Source organism: Microcystis sp., assembly GCF_048564745.1.
Lineage (GTDB): Bacteria > Cyanobacteriota > Cyanobacteriia > Cyanobacteriales > Microcystaceae > Microcystis > Microcystis ichthyoblabe_A.
The window spans coordinates 26,690-44,688 of record NZ_JBLZRT010000026.1 but is presented as its reverse complement, the minus strand read 5'-3'; the positions used below and the strand labels follow the sequence as shown (position 1 = coordinate 44,688).

The following is a 17,999-nucleotide window of genomic DNA, read 5'->3' as shown; positions in this document are numbered from 1 at the left end:
CTCGAATTAGTTAGGCGATTAGCTTTAACGCCAATTCTCCCACGATAATCCTTGAATACGAGCAAATTCTTGGGGATTGGCCGTAATTAATTTAAGATTATGAGTAATCGCCGTTGCACCGATTAACAGATCGTAAGCACCAATGGGAGTGCCGGATTGTTTGAGAGCTGCTCTAATTTGAGCGGCGCAAATCGCTTCTTGATTGCCAAAGGCAAGAATTGAGATAGAATCAAGAAATTCGTCAAGAATGGGTCTTATTTTCTTTGCCTTCGCTGGGTTAAGAAATAGTCCATATTCGATTTCCATTAAAGTTATCGCAGAAACGGCAATTTCCCTAGGAGAGTGATTTTTGATCTGCACTAGAGTGTTGCTATCACCTTTGACAAAATCACTAATCGTACAAGTATCGAGCAAAACCAGCACTAAATCACCTCATCTTCTCTAGGTGGGGAAAGTTCCTCTCTATAAGCTTCAAAAACAATACCATCACTTATACCTTGAAAATTAAGGATAGTTGACGACCATTGAGACTGTTCTTTTGTGGTAATTAAAAGCTGTATTGCTTCTCGAATCAAAGCATTCTGGGATTTGCCTGTAGAGCGAGATAAAGCCTGTAGTTGCTGACTTAATTCATCTTCCAGATAAAGGTTGAAGTTCATAACTTAAATTAAGCAAATAAGTAGCTGGTTATAATTAAATGAAAAATGGACTGTAGGTTCGATCCCCCCTGCCCCCCTTGATAAGGGGGGTGCCGGTAGGCGGGGGGATCCCCCTTGATAAGGGGGCATCTGATAATTTTTAACGCCTACCTACTTATCAATTAACTTTATTATAACAGGATAACTTCTTTCTTTTCTGGGCTGAGATATTTATCAGCGTTTACTATTCTAATAGCAAACTGACCAGCTTTTTGAGCAACTTTACTACCCATAATATAACACCACCTTCCCAACTGATAACCGATAATTCTTTCATTGTCTTAATAAAATTTAACATTAACGCCATTTTCTCAAAAAAATCGACCCGTCTAAGAGCAGGAAATAAAAGAAAAAAGAAAAAATAGAGAATGAGGGTAAAAAGGGAAAAAAGAGAAAAAGGGTTAGAGAGTTCTCCCGAATACGCAGACTACCCGAAAACCGTAATTGTAGATGCGGAGGTCGCGGCGGAAGAAGTCGTAGTAGCGAAACGCGGAACGGCAGTCATTAGGATTGAAGCCCCAGGAACCGCCCCGCAGATGAGAACGATTATCATTACCATTTTCTATCCAGACACTGCCATCCGTCGGCGCACCATCATAATTATTATGCCAAGTATCGGCGCACCATTCCCAGACATTGCCGTGCATATCGTATAGTCCGAAGGCATTGGGGGGAAATTGTCCCACGGGAGTTGTTTCGCTTCGATATTCTCCCTTCGCTTCTTCTGCGTAGGTATTACTGGCACCGTAGTTGGCCAATTCCCCGGTAATGGTTTCCCCAAAGTAAAACGGGGTGGTGGTTCCAGCACGACAAGCGTATTCCCATTCCGCTTCACTCGGTAGTCGGTATTCCCGAACCGTTAGTTTTGATAATCTTGCACAGAACTCGATCGCATCGTACCAGTTGACTTGTTCCACGGGTCTATCCCAGCGTGTGGGCGATCCCCCCCTAGCCCCCCCTTCAAAAGGGGGGGAATCGGAAGCCCCCCTTAAAAAGGGGGGTTTGGGGGGATCTTTAAAGTAGGAAGGATCAGGATCAAGGTCTTTTTCTACTTTTAAATCGGTGCGAGAGGCGATCGCTTTCCACTGGGCCTGGGTGATGGGATATTTACCTATAAAGAAGGGTGGGACAGTTACTTGATGTTGAGGTCTTTCACTTCTAAATCCGTCCCAGTTAAATTTTTTCACCAGTCTTTCGATTTCCTCGTCTTCTGTTCCCATCAGGAAAGTTCCCCCCGGGATGGCGACCATTTCTAAGGTGATGTCGTTGCCCAGATCTTCGCTGAAATATTGGGACTGTTTCGACTCTTTTCTAATTTGCTCACCCTTAGCATTTACTCCCACGATCTCAAAGTTAAATACTGATAACAGTTGTTTTGGCTCTTCTGGAACGATTACCGGTTTTTTTGGCTCTTCTGGTTCAAGCTTGAATTGATAGGTAATTGCTCTTTCTAGTTGCTCAAATCCGTTTTCTTTCCAATAATCAAGCCGGTGAATATCTCGCAGATTCAAGCCAACTTCTGCACTTCGCAGATCAGGAATTTCGCATTCTTCTAACCTCATAGGAATAAAAAAAATTGTCCCCGGTAGCATCTGTCCCAAGGTATCAAGTGCAATCCTCAACTCCCGTTGGATGTATCCCTGTTTAGCCGATTTCGCTGACAGACAGGCGAGAAAAATCTGACTAGCTTTAATCGCTTTCGGAATTTCATCTCGCCAAATTTGACCCGGAATCAGGTCTTCTTCATCCAACCAAGGTTTATACCCCGCTTGCTTGAGGCGGTTATACAGTGCCAAAACTGCTGGTTTATCCTCACTAGCGTGAGCTAGGAAAATTTGGATCTCTGACTTCTTCTTCACTTTGGTTTCTACCAGTGTAGTCGCTACTGATTTACTAGGTAACTTAGCAGATTCTAGGGGTTAGAGGTTTGGTCTGGTGAGGAACTAGGGGAATTCCGATAGAGATTTGTGGTTTGCCCATAATAAGCACATTTTTTCCGCCGCCATGCTACCAAATCCATAGCCAAGTATCAACCTTCCAGTTATTTGGCTCTTCTAGGTTCTGTGTGATCAGTTTAACTTACAATATGATCGATCAATCTTTGTGTCCTTTGTGTCTTTGTGGTTCGTTCCACTCACTCGCCAGCAGGACTGTATCCTAGAATACATTTTACCCACCAAACCTGGGAGAGCCGATACTAGAAAAAAATCAAGCCACTACAGTGGCACCCCTGAGATAATCTTCTAGTTGGCGACCATTATCGTGACTGAGATTGCCTAGAGGTAAAGTTTCGACGCTAAAAGCTCTCACCTCGCTAACTTCTAATGTATCTTTGATCTGAAAATTCCCCGCGGCCGTAACTTCAATTAACACTGAAATGGAGTGAATACGCGGATCACGCTCAAAAGAGGAATAAACCCCGACTAAACGCCCTAAACTGACTAAATTTAATCCTGTTTCCTCTTTTAATTCCCTTTGAGCAGTATTAAAAATATCTTCCCCCCAATCGACCATCCCTCCCGGTAGGGCCCATTTGCCGGTGTCTCTGCGTCGGATTAAAACAATTGTACCATCAGCAAGCAGCGGAATCATTGTCACCCCAGTTACAGGATGACGAAAGATAATTCCCATCACACTTTTAATAAAATGCCAAACACGACCCATATATAAGCTGTTCGTAATTTAAATTGCTTGTTGAGACGAGGCAAAAGGCTTCGGCCGTGAGCTCAGCCGAACGGCAAAAGGCAAAAGGCAACAGTAAAAGGATTGGGGGAGGTTCGGCTAATTGTCAGAAGAAAGAGGTTTCCTTCCCTACACCCCACACCCCACACCCTACACCCTCTTTCAAGTCAGGACTTTTGCCTAACACCTATCCCCCAACCCCTAACAATATCAATCATGATCGAGAATGGCTTTAGCTTGAATTAAAGCCGATCGCACTTGTTCAAAACCTGTGCCACCATAGCTATTACGGGCCGCCACCACCTGACGAGGAGCGATCGCGTCGTAGATATCGGCCTCAAAAGCTGGATGTAATTCTTGCCATTCCGTCAGGGTTAAATCTTTTAATAACTTACCCGCTGCCAAACTGCTTTTAACGACTTTCCCGACTAAATTATAAGCTTCTCGGAAGGGAATTCCCTTACTGGCTAAATAATCCGCCACATCCGTCGCATTAGAAAAATCTTCCGCCACCGCATTAGCTAATCGGTCGGTTTTAAATTGAATCCCGGTGGCTAAAAGTACCGTCATCGCTTGTAAACAAATCCGCACGGTTTTAACGCCATCAAATAACGCTTCCTTGTCCTCCTGCAAGTCTTTGTTATAGGCTAGGGGTAAACCCTTCATTAAGGTCAATAACGCTTGTAAATGCCCAAAAACCCGCCCTGTTTTGCCGCGCACTAATTCGGGAACATCGGGGTTTTTTTTCTGGGGCATAATGCTAGATCCCGTGGCACAACTATCGGTGAGAGTGATAAAACTAAATTCTTGGGAAGCCCAGAGAATCATTTCTTCGCTCAAACGGCTCAGGTGGACCATAATCAGACTAGCGGCTGTCATAAATTCAATGGCAAAATCTCGATCGCTAACTCCATCGAGACTATTGTTATACACCTGCTCAAAATCGAGTAAATTGGCGCTGTAATGACGATCAATCGGAAAAGTCGTCCCCGCTAAAGCGCCACATCCTAGGGGCGAAATATTAGTCCTGGCGCGAATTTGCCCTAATCTTTGGTGATCCCGTTCGGCCATTTGAAAATAAGCGAGGAGATGATGGGCTAAACTAATCGGTTGAGCGCGCTGTAGGTGGGTGTAACCGGGGATCAGGGTTTCCAGATGGTTTTCAGCGTGATTGACTAAAGCTTGCTGAAAATTGCGAATTTCTTGCCTAATATCATCGATTTGTTGTCTAAGATACAGACGTATATCCGTCCCTACCTGATCGTTGCGCGAACGGGCCGTGTGCAGTTTTTTGCCCACATCTCCCACGATCTCGGTTAAACGACGTTCCACGGCAAAATGCACGTCCTCTTGATCGATGCCGGGGTTAAAGTTGCCGGTGCGGTATTCTTGACGAATTTGTTCCAATCCAGAGACGAGACTATCTGCTTCTTCGGGGCTGATAATACCCGTATAGGCGAGCATTTTGGCGTGAGCGATCGATCCGGTGAGATCGTACTCGATTAATTCGATATCAAAGCCAATACTGGCGTTAAATTCTACGATCGTAGGATGGAGACTACCTTCAAAGCGATCGCTCCAAGTTTTCTTTGCTGTCACTGTTTTCGTTAGATGATTGTGGATAAAGTTAACCAAAATATGCTGGACAATTTTGGGGAATAATCCGGTGCTGATAGCATTACCGCTTCAGGTTAGAAAAATCTCCAACCCTACAAACATAAGAATAGCAAGAATTGCTCGCTCTGGCTGAAGGCCGATAGGCGAAAAGCTAATAAGAAGTAAAACCTCGGAACATATAACCGACAATCAAACCGGTTAATAGGGCCCATGCTTGCCCAGTTTTGACAAAATTTGAGAAGGCTTTCTGGACATTGCCGATGATATCCACGTCTTGCTCGGAAATAGTCATCAAGACATTGGTAAGAGGCGAAAAGTCGATCGAGACAGATAGATGATGGAAGGTGTCGATCACGATGGCATTCCTTAAAAACGAAAATCTACAGAATAAGTTAACATGAAAACGACTAAATCAAAACCACTTTTGTCTCCCCGGCGGTGAGTTGGAAAGGAGGTCACTTTCAAGATGATTGAGATTGCTGGTAATAGGATAATAATAAATTGCCCGCTTTTGCTAAATCTTGCCCAAAGGCGATAATTCCTTCTTCATGACCACTCATCACTAAAATTTGTTGCTCCTCTAGATGATCTTCTTGACATAAACGGATAATTTCTGCGGCCATTTCTGGGGTTCCATAGGCGATATTTTCTTGAGTGGTCGGCACTCGATACATTAAATTTTGCCACAGGGGGCGATGATGAATATGAATCACCCCATTAATCTGGGGATTCGCTTCATAAATTGCTCCATGGGTGAGAGTTTCCGAAGAAGCGGCGATTGTTCCCCGACAAGTGACCCGATTTTCTCTCCAATCGTAGTCTATAACTGTGGTGTAATGGGATTCATTTAATACTGGGATTCCCCCAGTGTTAGTGCCAGAAATAATGATTTCTTTGTCTATTTTCCCTCGTTGACTCACATTCCCAAAACCGATTCCGTTATCGTATTGACCGATTAATCCCAGTCGATAGAGGCGATTGCGCCAATAATTTAATTCTGCAATCTCTGAGCTTATTAAGGGACGGTCAGGAATCCAAGTACAATTGTATTTAACGTAACCTTCATCAATCATAAATTTTTCTAAAAATATTCGGGATAATTTTGACACACTTTCCGCACAAATTCCTGGAGAGGATAGGAGATATTAGTGATATAATTATCTTTAATTGCTTGAGAAAATAGGGGTAAAACTTCCGTATCTAAGGCGGGGTTAAATAATTCCATCGGCAGGATTAAATCGGAACATTCCCGCACATCAATGGTCTCAAAATTATCGGCTATAATTAACCAAAGAGGACGCACCCAAAGAGCCGAACGACTTTCGATAACCTGAATTACTTCTCCGTATAAAGTTCGATTTTTGCAGAATAAACTAACAATTTGATGGGGAGTAAATGTGTTCATAGACAATTCTAGTTTTCCTCGATACTATAGCAGTTATCTTAATGGTGAAGTACAAAGTTTTTCTTTTCGGGAACGACGGAACTGCGGAACAGTTTAGTGATCACATTGTAAAAGGATAAACCTCTTAGCTTATTTTGATTTCCCAACCTTTGTTTCTGCCACTTTCTGGTCAAAAAAGCCCAAAACTCTTTGATAGCAAGACTTACACCGATATTCAGCCAACTCTTGATAGAAGCTCAAATCACCCAAACCGAGGAAATACCCATGAAATCCTGGGGTTGCTGATTTGAGATAGGAATCTTCTTGTCTGGGATTTTTAAAACCTAGACCCAAACTAACTTTTGCACGGGAACCTGCACAGTTGGCATTCATATTTTGATTCAGCAACGCCCAAAATTTTTCAAATTTGACCTTTTTGCCATTATAGCTTGTTTCAGGGGAGAAAACCATCAAAAACATGGCTACAGAAGGAATCGCTGACTCTAGAGATTAATGACATCATCTGTGTTAATAAGGTTAGCGATCACTATACAGCCAACTCTACGGAATCGCTCTAGTCTAGATACAGCCAACGGTACAGCCATTTTCAAGGGGAAAGTGTACCCAGTGGCAGCTTGTCAATCAAGGTTTTGTTAATTTTTTAGCATTCATGTATTGGGCAAATCCAGACCCTACTTAGTTATTTTATAAAGCCAATATCGCTTTTTATCCTTATCACTGACTATAAGCTGAGTATTGTAACCATTAGTCTCGATTTGCTGAATTAATTGATCAGAGGGGATGTATAGAAATATATTGTCAAATTTACTACCTATTTGCTCTAATTTAGATAGTTTTTCTTCTAGTTCCTTTTGATTTTCCCCATAGACAACCTGTAGATAAACATCTGAATTTAGTAAGTGAGTTAAAGCCAGAACTCGATGGTACATATCATCAGTAATTACTAAGACATTAGGTGATTTGTTAATTACTTCAGCAATCTGTAAGTTCATAATAGGTACAATTCCTTGAGTTCTTCCCGTAGGAGATTTAGCAATAGCAAGAGAGGAAAATATTCCTAGAGAAATTATGGCTATGCTGATCAATTGCCATAACCTTCTTTTGAGAGGCTTTTCAACACCATGAAAAGCTTTAGAAGCAAGTAAATAAGCAACAGACAGACTAACCCCTATATAGCTTGGAGTAAGATAGCGAGAGTATATAGTTCTTCTACCACCTTGCAAAAAGTCGGGAATAATCTGGGATAGACCAGGTATGATAACTAATAGAGCTATAAATAAGAAAGTATGAAATGGAGCCTTGCGATACATAAACCAAAAGGAATATATAATGATAATAAATATTAGATACGGTAAGGGGTTTTTAAAATTGAACTGGTTGTTAAAATCCACTAAAACTGTGGATGTATTAAAAATAATTGTTAATATTCTTTCAAGGACACTAATTTGAAAGTTAGTCATCCAGCCTAGCCCAGATGTGAGGTTGCTCCAATTTATAATAATAAATAAAGCCCAAGGAAGAAAGGAAACAAATAAAATGGTAGAAGCCAGTATATGGTTTAGTATTAATTTATTAAACTTAAATTTTTGAGTAACAATTACATAAACTGTTTGTGCAAAATAGACAAAGATAAAATTAACGTGTGAATAAATACCTAATGCAAGAGTTAATCCATAACCTAACCAGTTAAAATTATTGTTACTTCTCAGGCTGCGTAGTAGTGCCAAACTAGATAATATAATTGCTAACGAAAATAGACTATAGAAACGAATTTCCTGAGAATTAATCATATGGAAAGGAGAAACAGCAATTAAGCAAACTGTCATCCAACCTACTATACTTGATGAAAATAATTCTAAAGATAACCAGTAAACCACAGGTAATAGTAATAAGCCTATCAACACAGATAAACCGCGAGTCACTAGAACCGAATTACCCCAAAATTTCATCCAGTAGCGAAGTAGGATAAAGTAAAGAGGCGGATTGGAATCTTGTTTAGTTACGGCGTAAATAGTATCTTTGTCAGTTTTCTCACTGGCAAAGTCTTGATACTTGTTTAGGTCTTTAACAGTAAGAATTTGTCCATTAAAAGATTGAGAGATAAGCTCTTGGCTGGTATATCCTGAAGAACTAAGCAGCGTTCTTACCTCGTCTGTTGTATAGGGTTTTTGGGATAATTCAAAAAACCTCAAAAAAATACTTAGTGAAAGAATGACGATGATTAGTAATACATTTATGCTAAAATGTTTTTTTGTTCTTAGAGATTGAGGTTTTAAACTCATATGTTGGCTCCTCTCGACTTTGTGTGATAATTTTTGCTTATAGAATCGTGAAATGCTTATCGGGCAAGACTTTTAGGGCTATTTGGCGGAAGAAACTGTCAGTACCAGAAGAGCCTCATGTTTATTTACTTACTCTTATTTATACTGAGTTGACAGTGATCCTAGCATATACTAACTCCTAAAGCGTAACCGTTCAGGAGGGTAAAGGTATGATGGCATGAAAGCTATGGATGAGAAGCACTTAAGAGAGAAATACGGAATAGACGACGATGATTGGGAAAGAACTTCAGGGCGAGCGCCGCATCGTTTTGTAGATTGAGACCTCGGAACGAAACCCAACACCCAACACCTAAATCTGTCTGAATGAGCGCTCGCTATTCCCCTCCTCCCATTGCTTTTTGTTGGGTTTCCTTGGGTCAACCCAACCGACGACAATTGTTATGATTACTGTAGTCCGTAGTCGTGGTCTTTTATATGCTGGATTAAAACAAACCGAAAAGGCAAAAATTAATCTACAACAAGCAGCCATATTATTCTGTTGGCGGAATAATATGGCTGCTTAGGAAAAAGTGATGCAACTTTTACGGTAATTAGGGAGGTGACAAATGATAAAAACACCTGTTGATTTATAGCGTTGGGTTTCGTTGCCTCAATCCAACCTACCCTCGTCGGCGATCGCACTGTGTTTGTTAACTCTCGTCGTTATTTAGTCCCAGAATCTTAGTTATTCTGGACTTAAACGTACCTGTAGGGGCAAACCCCCTGTGGTTGACCCCGTGTTGCCCCTGTAGCGCACTAAGCAATACAAGCGCGTAAATCATTAAGAGTAATCATCAACGTCATCGGTTCAAGAGGAGACACATCAAAACCTAAAGCCAAATAAAAATTCTTAGCTTCTTCTGAAATAGCATGAACAATAATTCCCCGAATACCAATGGTATCAGCCGCTTTAACAACCCGTAGCGCACCATCACGAAATAAACCGCATCCTAAACCTTGACCTTGGTAAGAAGTATCTACTGCCAATCGTGCCAAAATTACCACTGGAATTGGGTTAGGCATATTCCGCCGAAATTTACCATTAGCTGATTGTATACTAATCGCCCCGGAAGCAAAGGCGTAATACCCAACTACCCTATTGTCAACGCAGGTAACAAAAGTTCTAGTTGCACCACTGGCTTGATTAGCATAAGCTCGACGCTTCAACCAATCATCAAGAGAAGTAATTCCGCAGGAAAAATCAGTGATTGAGTGATAACTAGCCAGAGGTTCAGGTGGTGTCAAATTCATTCCTTCTCCCAAGGTGCGAGCGTCTGCATGGTTTTGCGTAAACGTTCATTAGGTTGAGGTGGTGCATCTAGAAGTGCGATAAATTCTGCATAAGCCTCTGGACTAGCCAAAAAAATAGTACGTTCGAGCAAAGTTTCCTCCGCAGCATTCCGCGCGGCTTCCAAAATAAAATCAGTTCTATTCTTACCTTGCACTTTGGCTGCCATATCGATCAAATTGCGTTCTTCTGGCTTAATTCGCAAATTTAGGGTATTACGCGGAGTCTTACTTTTTGTTTTACTACTCATAAGATGGGTGTGTAATTCCAAACTTAATTATTTTAACATAATGTAGTGACAACGACATTACACTATGTACGATACGATACCCAGATTTTTCAGAGAGATGAGCATCATTTGATGAAAGTCTAGGCTTCAAACCTTTCCATTATAACTGATAGGTAAAAGGTATGTCACCGAAGTAACACACCTTTATTAGTGTTGGGTTTCGTTATTTCAATCCAACCTACAAGAGCGGCGTGCTGCTATGCAGTGCCGTAGGCATCGCACTATTATTGAGGAATTAATTTAATTAAACTTCTTAAAGTAGCATTAACGGATTCCGAATTAGGAAAATACTTTTTAACATCAGGATCAAGAATAATTACATCATTTTGCGCTGGAAAATGTTCAATCGTTTTTGTTCCATCTTCATGATGAATAGTAACGCTATGACCTTCCCGATACTGTTGGTAATATTTTCCGCGAACAGGATTTTTAAGTTGACTTAAATCATATTCTTCTCGCAAGTCATCTTCTAATTCATCTTGGATTTTCTCGTTCATAATATCTCCTTTCTTTGGGTGTAACTAATCTTGCACTAATTAAACGAATTTTATGATCACGATCCGTATAAGAAACAAATAGAAATTTACTTTGATCTGATAAACCTATTATAAGATAGCGATTCTCCCCTGTAGAATGGTCAGGATCATCGAAATTTACAGCTAAGGGATCATCAAATACGGTGGATGCTTCTTCAAAAGAAATGTTATGTTTTCTTTGATTTATTTTTGCTTTCTGTTTATCCCATTCAAATGCTAGTTCCAAATCATTGCCACTTTGTCAACTGAAATATCCCGCATTGTAGCATATCCTGAGGGCGGAATAACAATTTTTCCTGTGCGATCGCGTCTTGCCAAAGTTTGATTAATAGAGAGATATATAAGCGATCGCCGCTGATAGTAAAAGGTGTGTCACCGCAGTAACACACCTTTATTAGTGTTGATTTTCGTTGTTTCAACCTAATCGAGAAGAAGGGGCGATCACATTTTAGTTATTGGGCTGTAATAAATGGATCCCAGTTAATGAAATAAGAAACAGGTTGAAGTTGACCAACTGTCACTTTGATCTGTATCTGATAGGTTTGTGATCCTGTATTTAACGCTTGTCCAATCCAATAGCTGCCATCAGGTTCTTTATTAGGAGAAGGCTGTTTTCGGGGTTGACCAGCAGCAGTAAAAACATTTCCCTGAGATACTGTAAACCCAGTAATAATAACTTGATCTCCTGATGCTCCTTCACCATTAATTGGTACTGTATTAAAGCCGATTAAGCTACCCACAGGACACTTAGTATGTAATTCTAGTGTTCCTTCCCCAGAGCTACCGTTAGCTACCATATTGTCCATCATATAAATACCTTGATTAATATTTCGACCTTGCTGTGCAGCAACATAGGCTGTGTCAACAGCAATCGTAATCGCCGTTGTCGGATTAAATTGTGGTTTCTCGGCTACGCGAATAACAGTACGATCTGGATGTAAAGTAATCATGGTTTGTCTCTCTGGTTTAATTGTGTTGATTAGAATTGAATGCCCAAAGTTTTTGAAACCCCATGCGGAATGTTTAGGAGTGCACTGACAGAGTTGGATTAACAGTCGTGGTAATTCCTACACCTTTTTCAGCATTGAAGGTTATTGAATACTGAGCCTCTCCATTAGCTTGTACTTGTCCAGTCCAAATATTAGGCTGATATTGTTGCGGCGTACCTCCCGCTCCAAAAACACTTGCATTTGAAAGATTGGCAATGCTAAGTTGAACATCAGAGTTAATGTTAGTATTTAGAATTGTCCAACAAATTTTGCTGTTAGTTGTAGCATTAGTTTTAAGAAAGGTTGTTCCTTCTTGTGAACTGCCATTGTTGTGATTGCTATCTACTAGATAGACACCTTTTGTAGAGCCGTTTTGAAGAGCATTGGTATCCACCCAAATTTGAATAAAAATGCTACACTCGCTAGGTTGAATTGTATTAGCCATTATTTTTACCTCTTGTGTTGTTTTTGTTGATTTAAGATTTGATTGGAGACCGATAAAGGAAAATGTCTGGTCTTTTGGGTTAGGTTAAAGGTGATTGAGTTCAATCACCTTATTTGTTTTTAAAGATGAATAGTAGTAGAACCTGTTTTGCAACCAACAAAAGGAGCGCAGCCAGTGGCTTTAATTGTTAATATATAAGTATTAAAGTCAAAGCTTAACTCAACTTCTGCTTTGAAGCCTAAAGCACTACCACCAATTTTGGCTGTGGGGTGATTAGGATTAAGATCAACCCCAGCAATTCTGATTTTTTGACCTAAAGCATTAATAAAAAGGTCAACTTTAATTTGGGGAGGAGAAATAGACAGAGAATAATCTACTTCAAGAAAACCAAAAAAGGTATAACTACCTGATACAGCTTCTTGGGCAACAGTTGCGGATGTGGGAACTTCCATAGTTGCAGCTTGAGGAACGCCTTGCTCAGTAGAAATGTGAGGCAGTAAATCGGCTTGTGTTGTGGTTACTTGCATGAAAATGACTCCTTATGATATAGATAACTAATTGAGTTAGCCTTGTACACTCCTAAGACACTCTCAAAAATCCATTGCTGAAGTCTTCGAGTTAGACATAATGCTATAAAGCAAAATGTGTTGTCTTTTGAGTTAAAAGTGATTTCTTCAATCACCTTTGATACCAGAATAAGTTTTATTTTGAGTAATGGCAATCTCTAAAGTTAATACTTTTCTAATAGGTTTTTTTGAGCAGAATATTAACTTTTATATGAGATTTATATTAGATTTATATTAGATTCAAAGGGTCACTTTATGGTATGACTCCCTCATCCCTGAAAGTAGAACTAATGAATTAATCATTCGGCTAAAATCCTCAAAACCCTTTTACCCTCTGACTTGTAGCGGTTTTAGGGGATGAAAAGAAGGCAGCAAAAAAGCGATCGCAATTCTTGAAAACAGACAGCGATCACCTTCTTCCTTGAATAAAGAGATGCTATGATTAGATGATGAGTATAACCTTCCAATTAGTTCTGGCTTTACTTTCCCGTGGGCAAGTCAAAATATCAGCCCATGGCTACGATGAACTAGCAAATGACGGTATTCTGGTAAGGGATGTGATAACAGGTATTAGAGAAGCTGTCATTCTCGAAGATTACCCGGAATATCCTCAAGGGCGTTGTGTGCTAGTCTTACAGAAAGATAGTCAGGGTAAACCCGTTCATGTGGTTTGGGGTATAGCCAAGAATACCGAATCGCCTGCTGTTCTAGTCACTGCCTATAGACCTGATCCAGCACGTTGGTCAAGTGATTTTACAAGGAGAAAACCATGACAAAAAAGCCTCACATTAAACTCATCCACATTGGAGAGTACATGGCTGAAGTGGAAGTAGAACTGATTGAGACTCCCGAAGGATGGTCGCCCTATTTATCATTAGAAGACGCTCAAAAATTAGATGATGTCCGAGAAGCCCTTCGTCAAGGTGATCTACAAAAAGCTTCCAATTTAGCACATCTTTACAAAATTACCCCTCTTACCGTTTAACTAAACTTTGACAAGAAAAAATTAAAAAGCGATCGCAATCCTTGAAAACAGACAGCGATCGGCTAACTTGTAACTATCATAAGCAACATTATTGGAGGGCTGATAATTCTTCCCGAAGAATACGACGTAAATCGGACTGAGTGAGCGATCGCTCAGAAGGAGATTGGATATATTGTTTTAAAGCCTCATTAATTAGGGTTTGATAACCCATTCCTGCGGTTTCAGCCTGTTCTCGAAAATAAGCTAGAATCTCATCATCTAGATAAATGGTAATGCGTGTTTTTCCCTGAGAGGAAATGAGCGCCCCTCGTTTTCCTTTAGAAAAATCATATTCCTTTCTCATAAGTTTTTCTCTCTTGTTTTGTAGCACGACGAGCGGAAATCAAGCGAATGACTTCACCCCGCAAAGTATAAATAACCACTAATAGTGATCCCATGTTTCCCATCCCCACTGCAATAAAACGTTCTTCTGTTATACAATCGGGATCAAGATCATGAATAGCGAGGGGATCAAAAAACACCATTTCAGCTTCTGCAAAGGAAACACCGTGCTTTTGCCAGTTGGTTTTTGCTTTTCTGGGATCATATTCAAATGTCATACATACATTATATGTATCTTAGAAGGTTGAGTCAAGCTCAAAACCCCTTCAGAGTATCACACGGATCGCCTTACCTTCCCACTTAGAGGGGTATTCAGGGGGAATGACAACTGTGCCATGATGAAGAATCATTTTAAATTCAATCGCTTCCATTCGTTAAGTTTAATAAAGTGTTGTATCAAGTTTAACCCAATCAATCCATGGAGTTTTAGGGGATGAAAAAAAAGCCTAAAAAAAGCGATCGCTTTTTCCCAATCAAATATAATTTAGGTAGAAAATTGCCGAAAAATCGCTATGCTCAACGGGTACAAAATTATTGATGCTGATTCCCACGTCATTGAACCCCCCGCAATGTGGGGCCAATACCTAGACCCTAAATTTAGGGAATTTGCTCCTTCTGGTGACATGAAAATCAAAGGAGAACCGATTAGTCAAAAAATCTCCCCACAAGTCCAAGCAGAAGGGAATAAGCAGATGATGCAAGCTCATCCCCACGCTTATCTCAATCGCTATAACCCAGAGTCCCATGTTCAAGCAATGGTACAAATGGGGGTAGATAGGGCCTTTATTTATCCTACCTATGGACTGTGGTTATTTGCCATTGATAGCCTACCTGCCGAAGTGATGGGGGCTTTTGTCCGTGCCTATAATAGATGGTTATATGAAGAATATTGTAGCTATGACCCGGCTAGACTGAAAGGAGTCGCTGCAGTCAATCAACATGATCCCGAAGATATGGTCAAAGAGCTACACCGCATGGCAAACTTGGGCTGGAAGGCGGTTTTTTTGCGCCCTAATCCCGTTAAAGGCAGAATTTTGAGCGATCGAGCCTATGAACACTTTTGGGCGGCCTGCGAGGATTTGGACATGGCTGTAGGAATTCATGAAGGCACTCATAGCCGCTTACCCACCACTGGTGCAGAGCGGTTTAATAGTCGGTTTGCGCTTCATGCTTGTTCTCACCCGATGGAACAAATGATGGCACTGTTAGCCTTAATTGAAGGGGGGGTTTTAGAACGTCATCGGAGGCTGAGGGTGGCGTTTCTAGAGTCAGGGTGTGGTTGGCTTCCCTATTGGTTATGGAAGCTTGACGAGGAGTATAAAAATTTACATTGGGAAGTCCAAGATCGGGTAAAATTACTACCATCGGAGTATTTCCGCCGTCAGTGTTACATTGCAGGGGAACCCTCTGAACCTTGTTTGGCTCAGGTCATTGATTTTATCGGTTCTGATAACTTAATCTTCGGGTCTGATTATCCTCACATGGATCATCAGGCTGATGCGGTAAAAAAAGTTATAGGACTTGAAGACAACTTATCTCAGGAGATAGTCAAAAAAATCGTTTGGGAAAATCCTCAGCGATTTTATTGTCCAATTTAATTTCTCAAAAAGGAAGCACACTTATGTTTGAAACTCGTAGCTTATTCTACAAGGCAGAAAAAGTTAATGAAGCCGCTCATCAAATGAAACATAAATCCCCACACATTAATTTTTTACAGCGTCTTTATCAACAGTCAAAACAAGTTTCTCAAATTATTGCTTATATTTGGCGATGGGCTGATGAAAATGAAGAGAAATACGCCGAGCAAAAGAGAGTGGCCAATCTCTTAAGGACTTATTTTGAACATCCGACCTCAGACCAGGGATTGAAAAAAGGAAAGAATGCTGATCACCTCAAAAAATTGTTTGGAGCTAATCCCAAACAACCACTAGAAACCGTTGATGAATCTGATCCAGCTTATTTACTGAAACAAGTCTTCTTTCCACAAGGTAAACCACCCGATGAATATATTTTTCCAATCTTTGATGAATATGAACTGGGAGAGCAAAACCCAAGCTTGGGTTACTTATTTGAAGTGACGTATAGTAGCTTTATTGGTCAAATATTGGATGCAGATAACAATGCACCAGAGTTGTTTAAAATGATTATTCCCTATCCACCTGAGCCGTCATGGGGAAATGCCACTTTAAATGCAGATGATTTGTCCGACTGGATATCAAACCGAAAACCAGGGAAATATTTTGCCGACAATCCTTATATTCCGACAACTTGTTCCTAGAAGCCTTGCAAACTAATTGAACAAAAATAAGAATTGCTCGCCTCACCTAAAGGGTGGGGATTTTATCGTTAAATTGGTCAAAAAATGATTATTAAAGATCCTCAGAACCTTTTATCCGATCTGACAATAAATACTTCTATCTTTTCAGATAGAATTCTTGAGATTCCCTCCCATAATATTCCTTTGCATCCTCATAGTATCAAAAAATTGCTAATGACGACTAAGGATAAATATGCGGTTGTTGTTTTTCAGCCAACTTTACCCATTCTTTCAGATTTGGGTTTGCCTAGTTATCCTATACTAGCGTATTTATATCCCCAAGAATTAAGTGATATTTGGCATCAATTACAACCCCACATAGAGACATTCCTAACAAGCCAAACTATTCAACCTCAGCCTATTCCATTAGTTTTACTATCGGCAATAGATAGAGATGAGCAGTTACATTATTTTAGTTGTCATTATGGAAAAGCGATCGCACCTTCTTATGTCAGAGTTGTTGTTGGTAACACTTGTAATCTTAAGTGTGTTATGTGTCCCTATCATAGTTCTTCGATAAAGTCTAATCATACTACAGATTTTTTTCAAAAGAAAAAAGTCATGTCTTGGGAGATGATGGAAAAACTAGCAGCAGACTGTGGAAAAGCAGCAACTACCATTGTAATAGGTAGTGTTGAAGAACCATTACTTCATCCTAAACTTATAGACTTTATTCAACTTTGCCGACAGCAAGGTGTTCCAAAAGTTCATCTAACTACTAATGGTCAACTTCTGAATAAAACTTATATTAAAGCTCTGTTAAAATCGGGTTTAACCAGTATTGATATTAGTCTTGATGCGGCGACTCCAGAGACTTATTTAAGAATTCGAGGTGGAGATTTAAGTCAGGTCGAATCCAATACAATTGATCTGTTAAGAATTAGAGATCAGTTGGGTATTGACTGCGAAATTAGAACCTCTTTTGTCAGAAATTACAATGTTAATCTTGAGGAAGAAGAAGCATTTTTAAATCGTTGGTTATCAAAAGTTAATAGTGTTTTTATCCTTAATATTGCTGAATATCAAGAAAATAATATGCGACTAAAAAAACACAATCAAGGGGTAGAAAAATCTCTCCAATATTATCAACAAAAAGCGCAAGGGCGCTGGACTTGTTTATTCCCTTTTCTGGAAATGGCAGTTTTACCCAATGGCAAAATCTACTACTGTATAGAAACCTTATTTAGACTAGGTTTTGATCAAGAGATTGAAAGTTTAGGGGATTATAATCAACAAACTTTACAAGATATTTGGTCGGGAGAGTTATTCCAGCAACTACGACAAGATTTAATTCTTAATCAATTAGAAAAAAGAAGAGCTTGTCAAGACTGTGAGATGTGGAAATCGCAAATAATTCATCAAGAACTAAAAGATGGATACTCAGTGCTAACCACAACGGTGACAGAAATTTATTCTCAAGTCTGATCTAAGAGTTTAATGGACATTTTTCCGCTCAAATGGTAGAAAATAAGTAAAAACG

25 protein-coding genes are annotated in these 17,999 nt (G+C 40.0%); 6 read left to right on the top strand and 19 right to left on the bottom strand.

The genetic code is table 11. The features are described 5' to 3' along the window. Positions 1-24: 24 nt before the first annotated feature. The 10 genes from ACOCD9_RS04175 to ACOCD9_RS04130 form a co-directional block, all read right to left on the bottom strand. A complete protein-coding gene (locus ACOCD9_RS04175) occupies positions 25-423 on the bottom strand; it encodes a type II toxin-antitoxin system VapC family toxin (protein WP_287703122.1) in 399 nt (132 codons plus the stop codon). After that, entirely contained in the window at positions 423-659 is a 237-nt protein-coding gene (locus ACOCD9_RS04170) for a CopG family transcriptional regulator (protein WP_287703124.1), read from the bottom strand. Before ACOCD9_RS04170 ends, ACOCD9_RS04175 begins: the two co-directional genes overlap by 1 nt. A 440-nt stretch (positions 660-1,099) precedes the next feature. Then, positions 1,100-2,557 (bottom strand): SUMF1/EgtB/PvdO family nonheme iron enzyme, encoded by a 1,458-nt coding sequence (locus tag ACOCD9_RS04165; RefSeq protein ID WP_419546477.1) that lies wholly within the window; start codon positions 2,555-2,557, stop codon positions 1,100-1,102. 349 nt (positions 2,558-2,906) lie between these two features. Beyond that, positions 2,907-3,362, bottom strand: coding sequence for an NUDIX hydrolase (locus tag ACOCD9_RS04160; protein ID WP_079209690.1), 456 nt, complete (start codon positions 3,360-3,362; stop codon positions 2,907-2,909). Positions 3,363-3,590: 228 nt separating this feature from the next. Then, positions 3,591-4,979: an argininosuccinate lyase gene (argH, locus tag ACOCD9_RS04155; RefSeq protein WP_311131281.1), complete on the bottom strand. Its 1,389-nt coding sequence runs from the start codon at positions 4,977-4,979 to the stop codon at positions 3,591-3,593. A gap of 169 nt (positions 4,980-5,148) precedes the next feature. Further along, positions 5,149-5,352, bottom strand: coding sequence for a hypothetical protein (locus tag ACOCD9_RS04150; protein WP_419546475.1), 204 nt, complete (start codon positions 5,350-5,352; stop codon positions 5,149-5,151). Between the two features lie 106 nt (positions 5,353-5,458). After that, positions 5,459-6,070, bottom strand: coding sequence for a class II aldolase/adducin family protein (locus ACOCD9_RS04145; RefSeq protein WP_419546473.1), 612 nt, complete (start codon positions 6,068-6,070; stop codon positions 5,459-5,461). Between the two features lie 8 nt (positions 6,071-6,078). Then, entirely contained in the window at positions 6,079-6,402 is a 324-nt protein-coding gene (locus tag ACOCD9_RS04140; RefSeq protein ID WP_419546471.1) for a hypothetical protein, read from the bottom strand. A gap of 129 nt (positions 6,403-6,531) precedes the next feature. Continuing rightward, the gene (locus ACOCD9_RS04135; protein WP_070108816.1) at positions 6,532-6,861 is read right to left on the bottom strand and encodes a hypothetical protein; all 330 of its coding nucleotides are present in this window, start codon (positions 6,859-6,861) and stop codon (positions 6,532-6,534) included. A gap of 212 nt (positions 6,862-7,073) precedes the next feature. Continuing rightward, complete coding sequence (locus ACOCD9_RS04130; protein ID WP_012265239.1) at positions 7,074-8,684, bottom strand: glycosyltransferase family 39 protein; 1,611 nt, start codon at positions 8,682-8,684, stop codon at positions 7,074-7,076. Positions 8,685-9,124: 440 nt separating this feature from the next. Here ACOCD9_RS04130 and ACOCD9_RS04125 point away from each other — a divergent pair, with 440 nt between their 5' ends. Continuing rightward, positions 9,125-9,247, top strand: coding sequence for a hypothetical protein (locus tag ACOCD9_RS04125; RefSeq protein ID WP_287703141.1), 123 nt, complete (start codon positions 9,125-9,127; stop codon positions 9,245-9,247). A gap of 232 nt (positions 9,248-9,479) precedes the next feature. Here ACOCD9_RS04125 and ACOCD9_RS04120 read toward each other — a convergent pair whose 3' ends face one another. The 7 genes from ACOCD9_RS04120 to ACOCD9_RS04090 form a co-directional block, all read right to left on the bottom strand. Next, positions 9,480-9,974, bottom strand: coding sequence for a GNAT family N-acetyltransferase (locus ACOCD9_RS04120; protein ID WP_104396702.1), 495 nt, complete (start codon positions 9,972-9,974; stop codon positions 9,480-9,482). Further along, on the bottom strand, positions 9,971-10,261 hold the full coding sequence (locus tag ACOCD9_RS04115) for a DUF1778 domain-containing protein (protein WP_002799472.1): 291 nt from the start codon (positions 10,259-10,261) through the stop codon (positions 9,971-9,973). The genes ACOCD9_RS04120 and ACOCD9_RS04115 overlap by 4 nt, the downstream gene beginning before the upstream one ends. Positions 10,262-10,524: 263 nt before the next feature. Next, positions 10,525-10,797, bottom strand: a complete 273-nt coding sequence (locus ACOCD9_RS04110; RefSeq protein ID WP_419546469.1) for a hypothetical protein — start codon at positions 10,795-10,797, stop codon at positions 10,525-10,527. Further along, positions 10,775-11,062, bottom strand: a complete 288-nt coding sequence (locus ACOCD9_RS04105) for a BrnT family toxin (protein WP_012266238.1) — start codon at positions 11,060-11,062, stop codon at positions 10,775-10,777. The genes ACOCD9_RS04110 and ACOCD9_RS04105 overlap by 23 nt, the downstream gene beginning before the upstream one ends. 226 nt (positions 11,063-11,288) lie before the next feature. Continuing rightward, positions 11,289-11,786, bottom strand: coding sequence for an AidA/PixA family protein (locus ACOCD9_RS04100; protein WP_002798101.1), 498 nt, complete (start codon positions 11,784-11,786; stop codon positions 11,289-11,291). Positions 11,787-11,859: 73 nt separating this feature from the next. Beyond that, the gene (locus ACOCD9_RS04095; protein ID WP_002798103.1) at positions 11,860-12,270 is read right to left on the bottom strand and encodes a hypothetical protein; all 411 of its coding nucleotides are present in this window, start codon (positions 12,268-12,270) and stop codon (positions 11,860-11,862) included. A 119-nt stretch (positions 12,271-12,389) separates the two neighbouring features. Next, positions 12,390-12,797: a hypothetical protein gene (locus tag ACOCD9_RS04090; RefSeq protein ID WP_002798105.1), complete on the bottom strand. Its 408-nt coding sequence runs from the start codon at positions 12,795-12,797 to the stop codon at positions 12,390-12,392. Between the two features lie 485 nt (positions 12,798-13,282). Between ACOCD9_RS04090 and ACOCD9_RS04085 the strand changes: the two genes are divergently transcribed. Both ACOCD9_RS04085 and ACOCD9_RS04080 read left to right on the top strand, forming a co-directional pair. After that, on the top strand, positions 13,283-13,609 hold the full coding sequence (locus ACOCD9_RS04085; RefSeq protein WP_199328840.1) for a DUF4258 domain-containing protein: 327 nt from the start codon (positions 13,283-13,285) through the stop codon (positions 13,607-13,609). Beyond that, complete coding sequence (locus ACOCD9_RS04080; protein ID WP_002757627.1) at positions 13,606-13,821, top strand: hypothetical protein; 216 nt, start codon at positions 13,606-13,608, stop codon at positions 13,819-13,821. Before ACOCD9_RS04085 ends, ACOCD9_RS04080 begins: the two co-directional genes overlap by 4 nt. 88 nt (positions 13,822-13,909) lie before the next feature. Here ACOCD9_RS04080 and ACOCD9_RS04075 read toward each other — a convergent pair whose 3' ends face one another. Next, positions 13,910-14,164: a BrnA antitoxin family protein gene (locus tag ACOCD9_RS04075; protein ID WP_002738362.1), complete on the bottom strand. Its 255-nt coding sequence runs from the start codon at positions 14,162-14,164 to the stop codon at positions 13,910-13,912. Next, positions 14,148-14,420 (bottom strand): BrnT family toxin, encoded by a 273-nt coding sequence (locus ACOCD9_RS04070; RefSeq protein ID WP_045357897.1) that lies wholly within the window; start codon positions 14,418-14,420, stop codon positions 14,148-14,150. Before ACOCD9_RS04070 ends, ACOCD9_RS04075 begins: the two co-directional genes overlap by 17 nt. A 294-nt stretch (positions 14,421-14,714) precedes the next feature. On the opposite strand from ACOCD9_RS04070, the gene ACOCD9_RS04065 reads away from it, so the two are divergent. The 3 genes from ACOCD9_RS04065 (at position 14,715) to ACOCD9_RS04055 (ending at position 17,944) form a co-directional block, all read left to right on the top strand. After that, a complete protein-coding gene (locus tag ACOCD9_RS04065; protein WP_419546466.1) occupies positions 14,715-15,800 on the top strand; it encodes an amidohydrolase family protein in 1,086 nt (361 codons plus the stop codon). A gap of 23 nt (positions 15,801-15,823) precedes the next feature. Next, positions 15,824-16,480 carry a hypothetical protein gene (locus ACOCD9_RS04060; RefSeq protein ID WP_052278461.1) on the top strand — a complete coding sequence of 219 codons (657 nt, stop codon included), beginning with the start codon at positions 15,824-15,826 and terminating at the stop codon, positions 16,478-16,480. 84 nt (positions 16,481-16,564) lie between these two features. Next, a complete protein-coding gene (locus tag ACOCD9_RS04055) occupies positions 16,565-17,944 on the top strand; it encodes a radical SAM protein (protein WP_287703148.1) in 1,380 nt (459 codons plus the stop codon). The last annotated feature ends 55 nt before the right edge of the window (positions 17,945-17,999 follow it).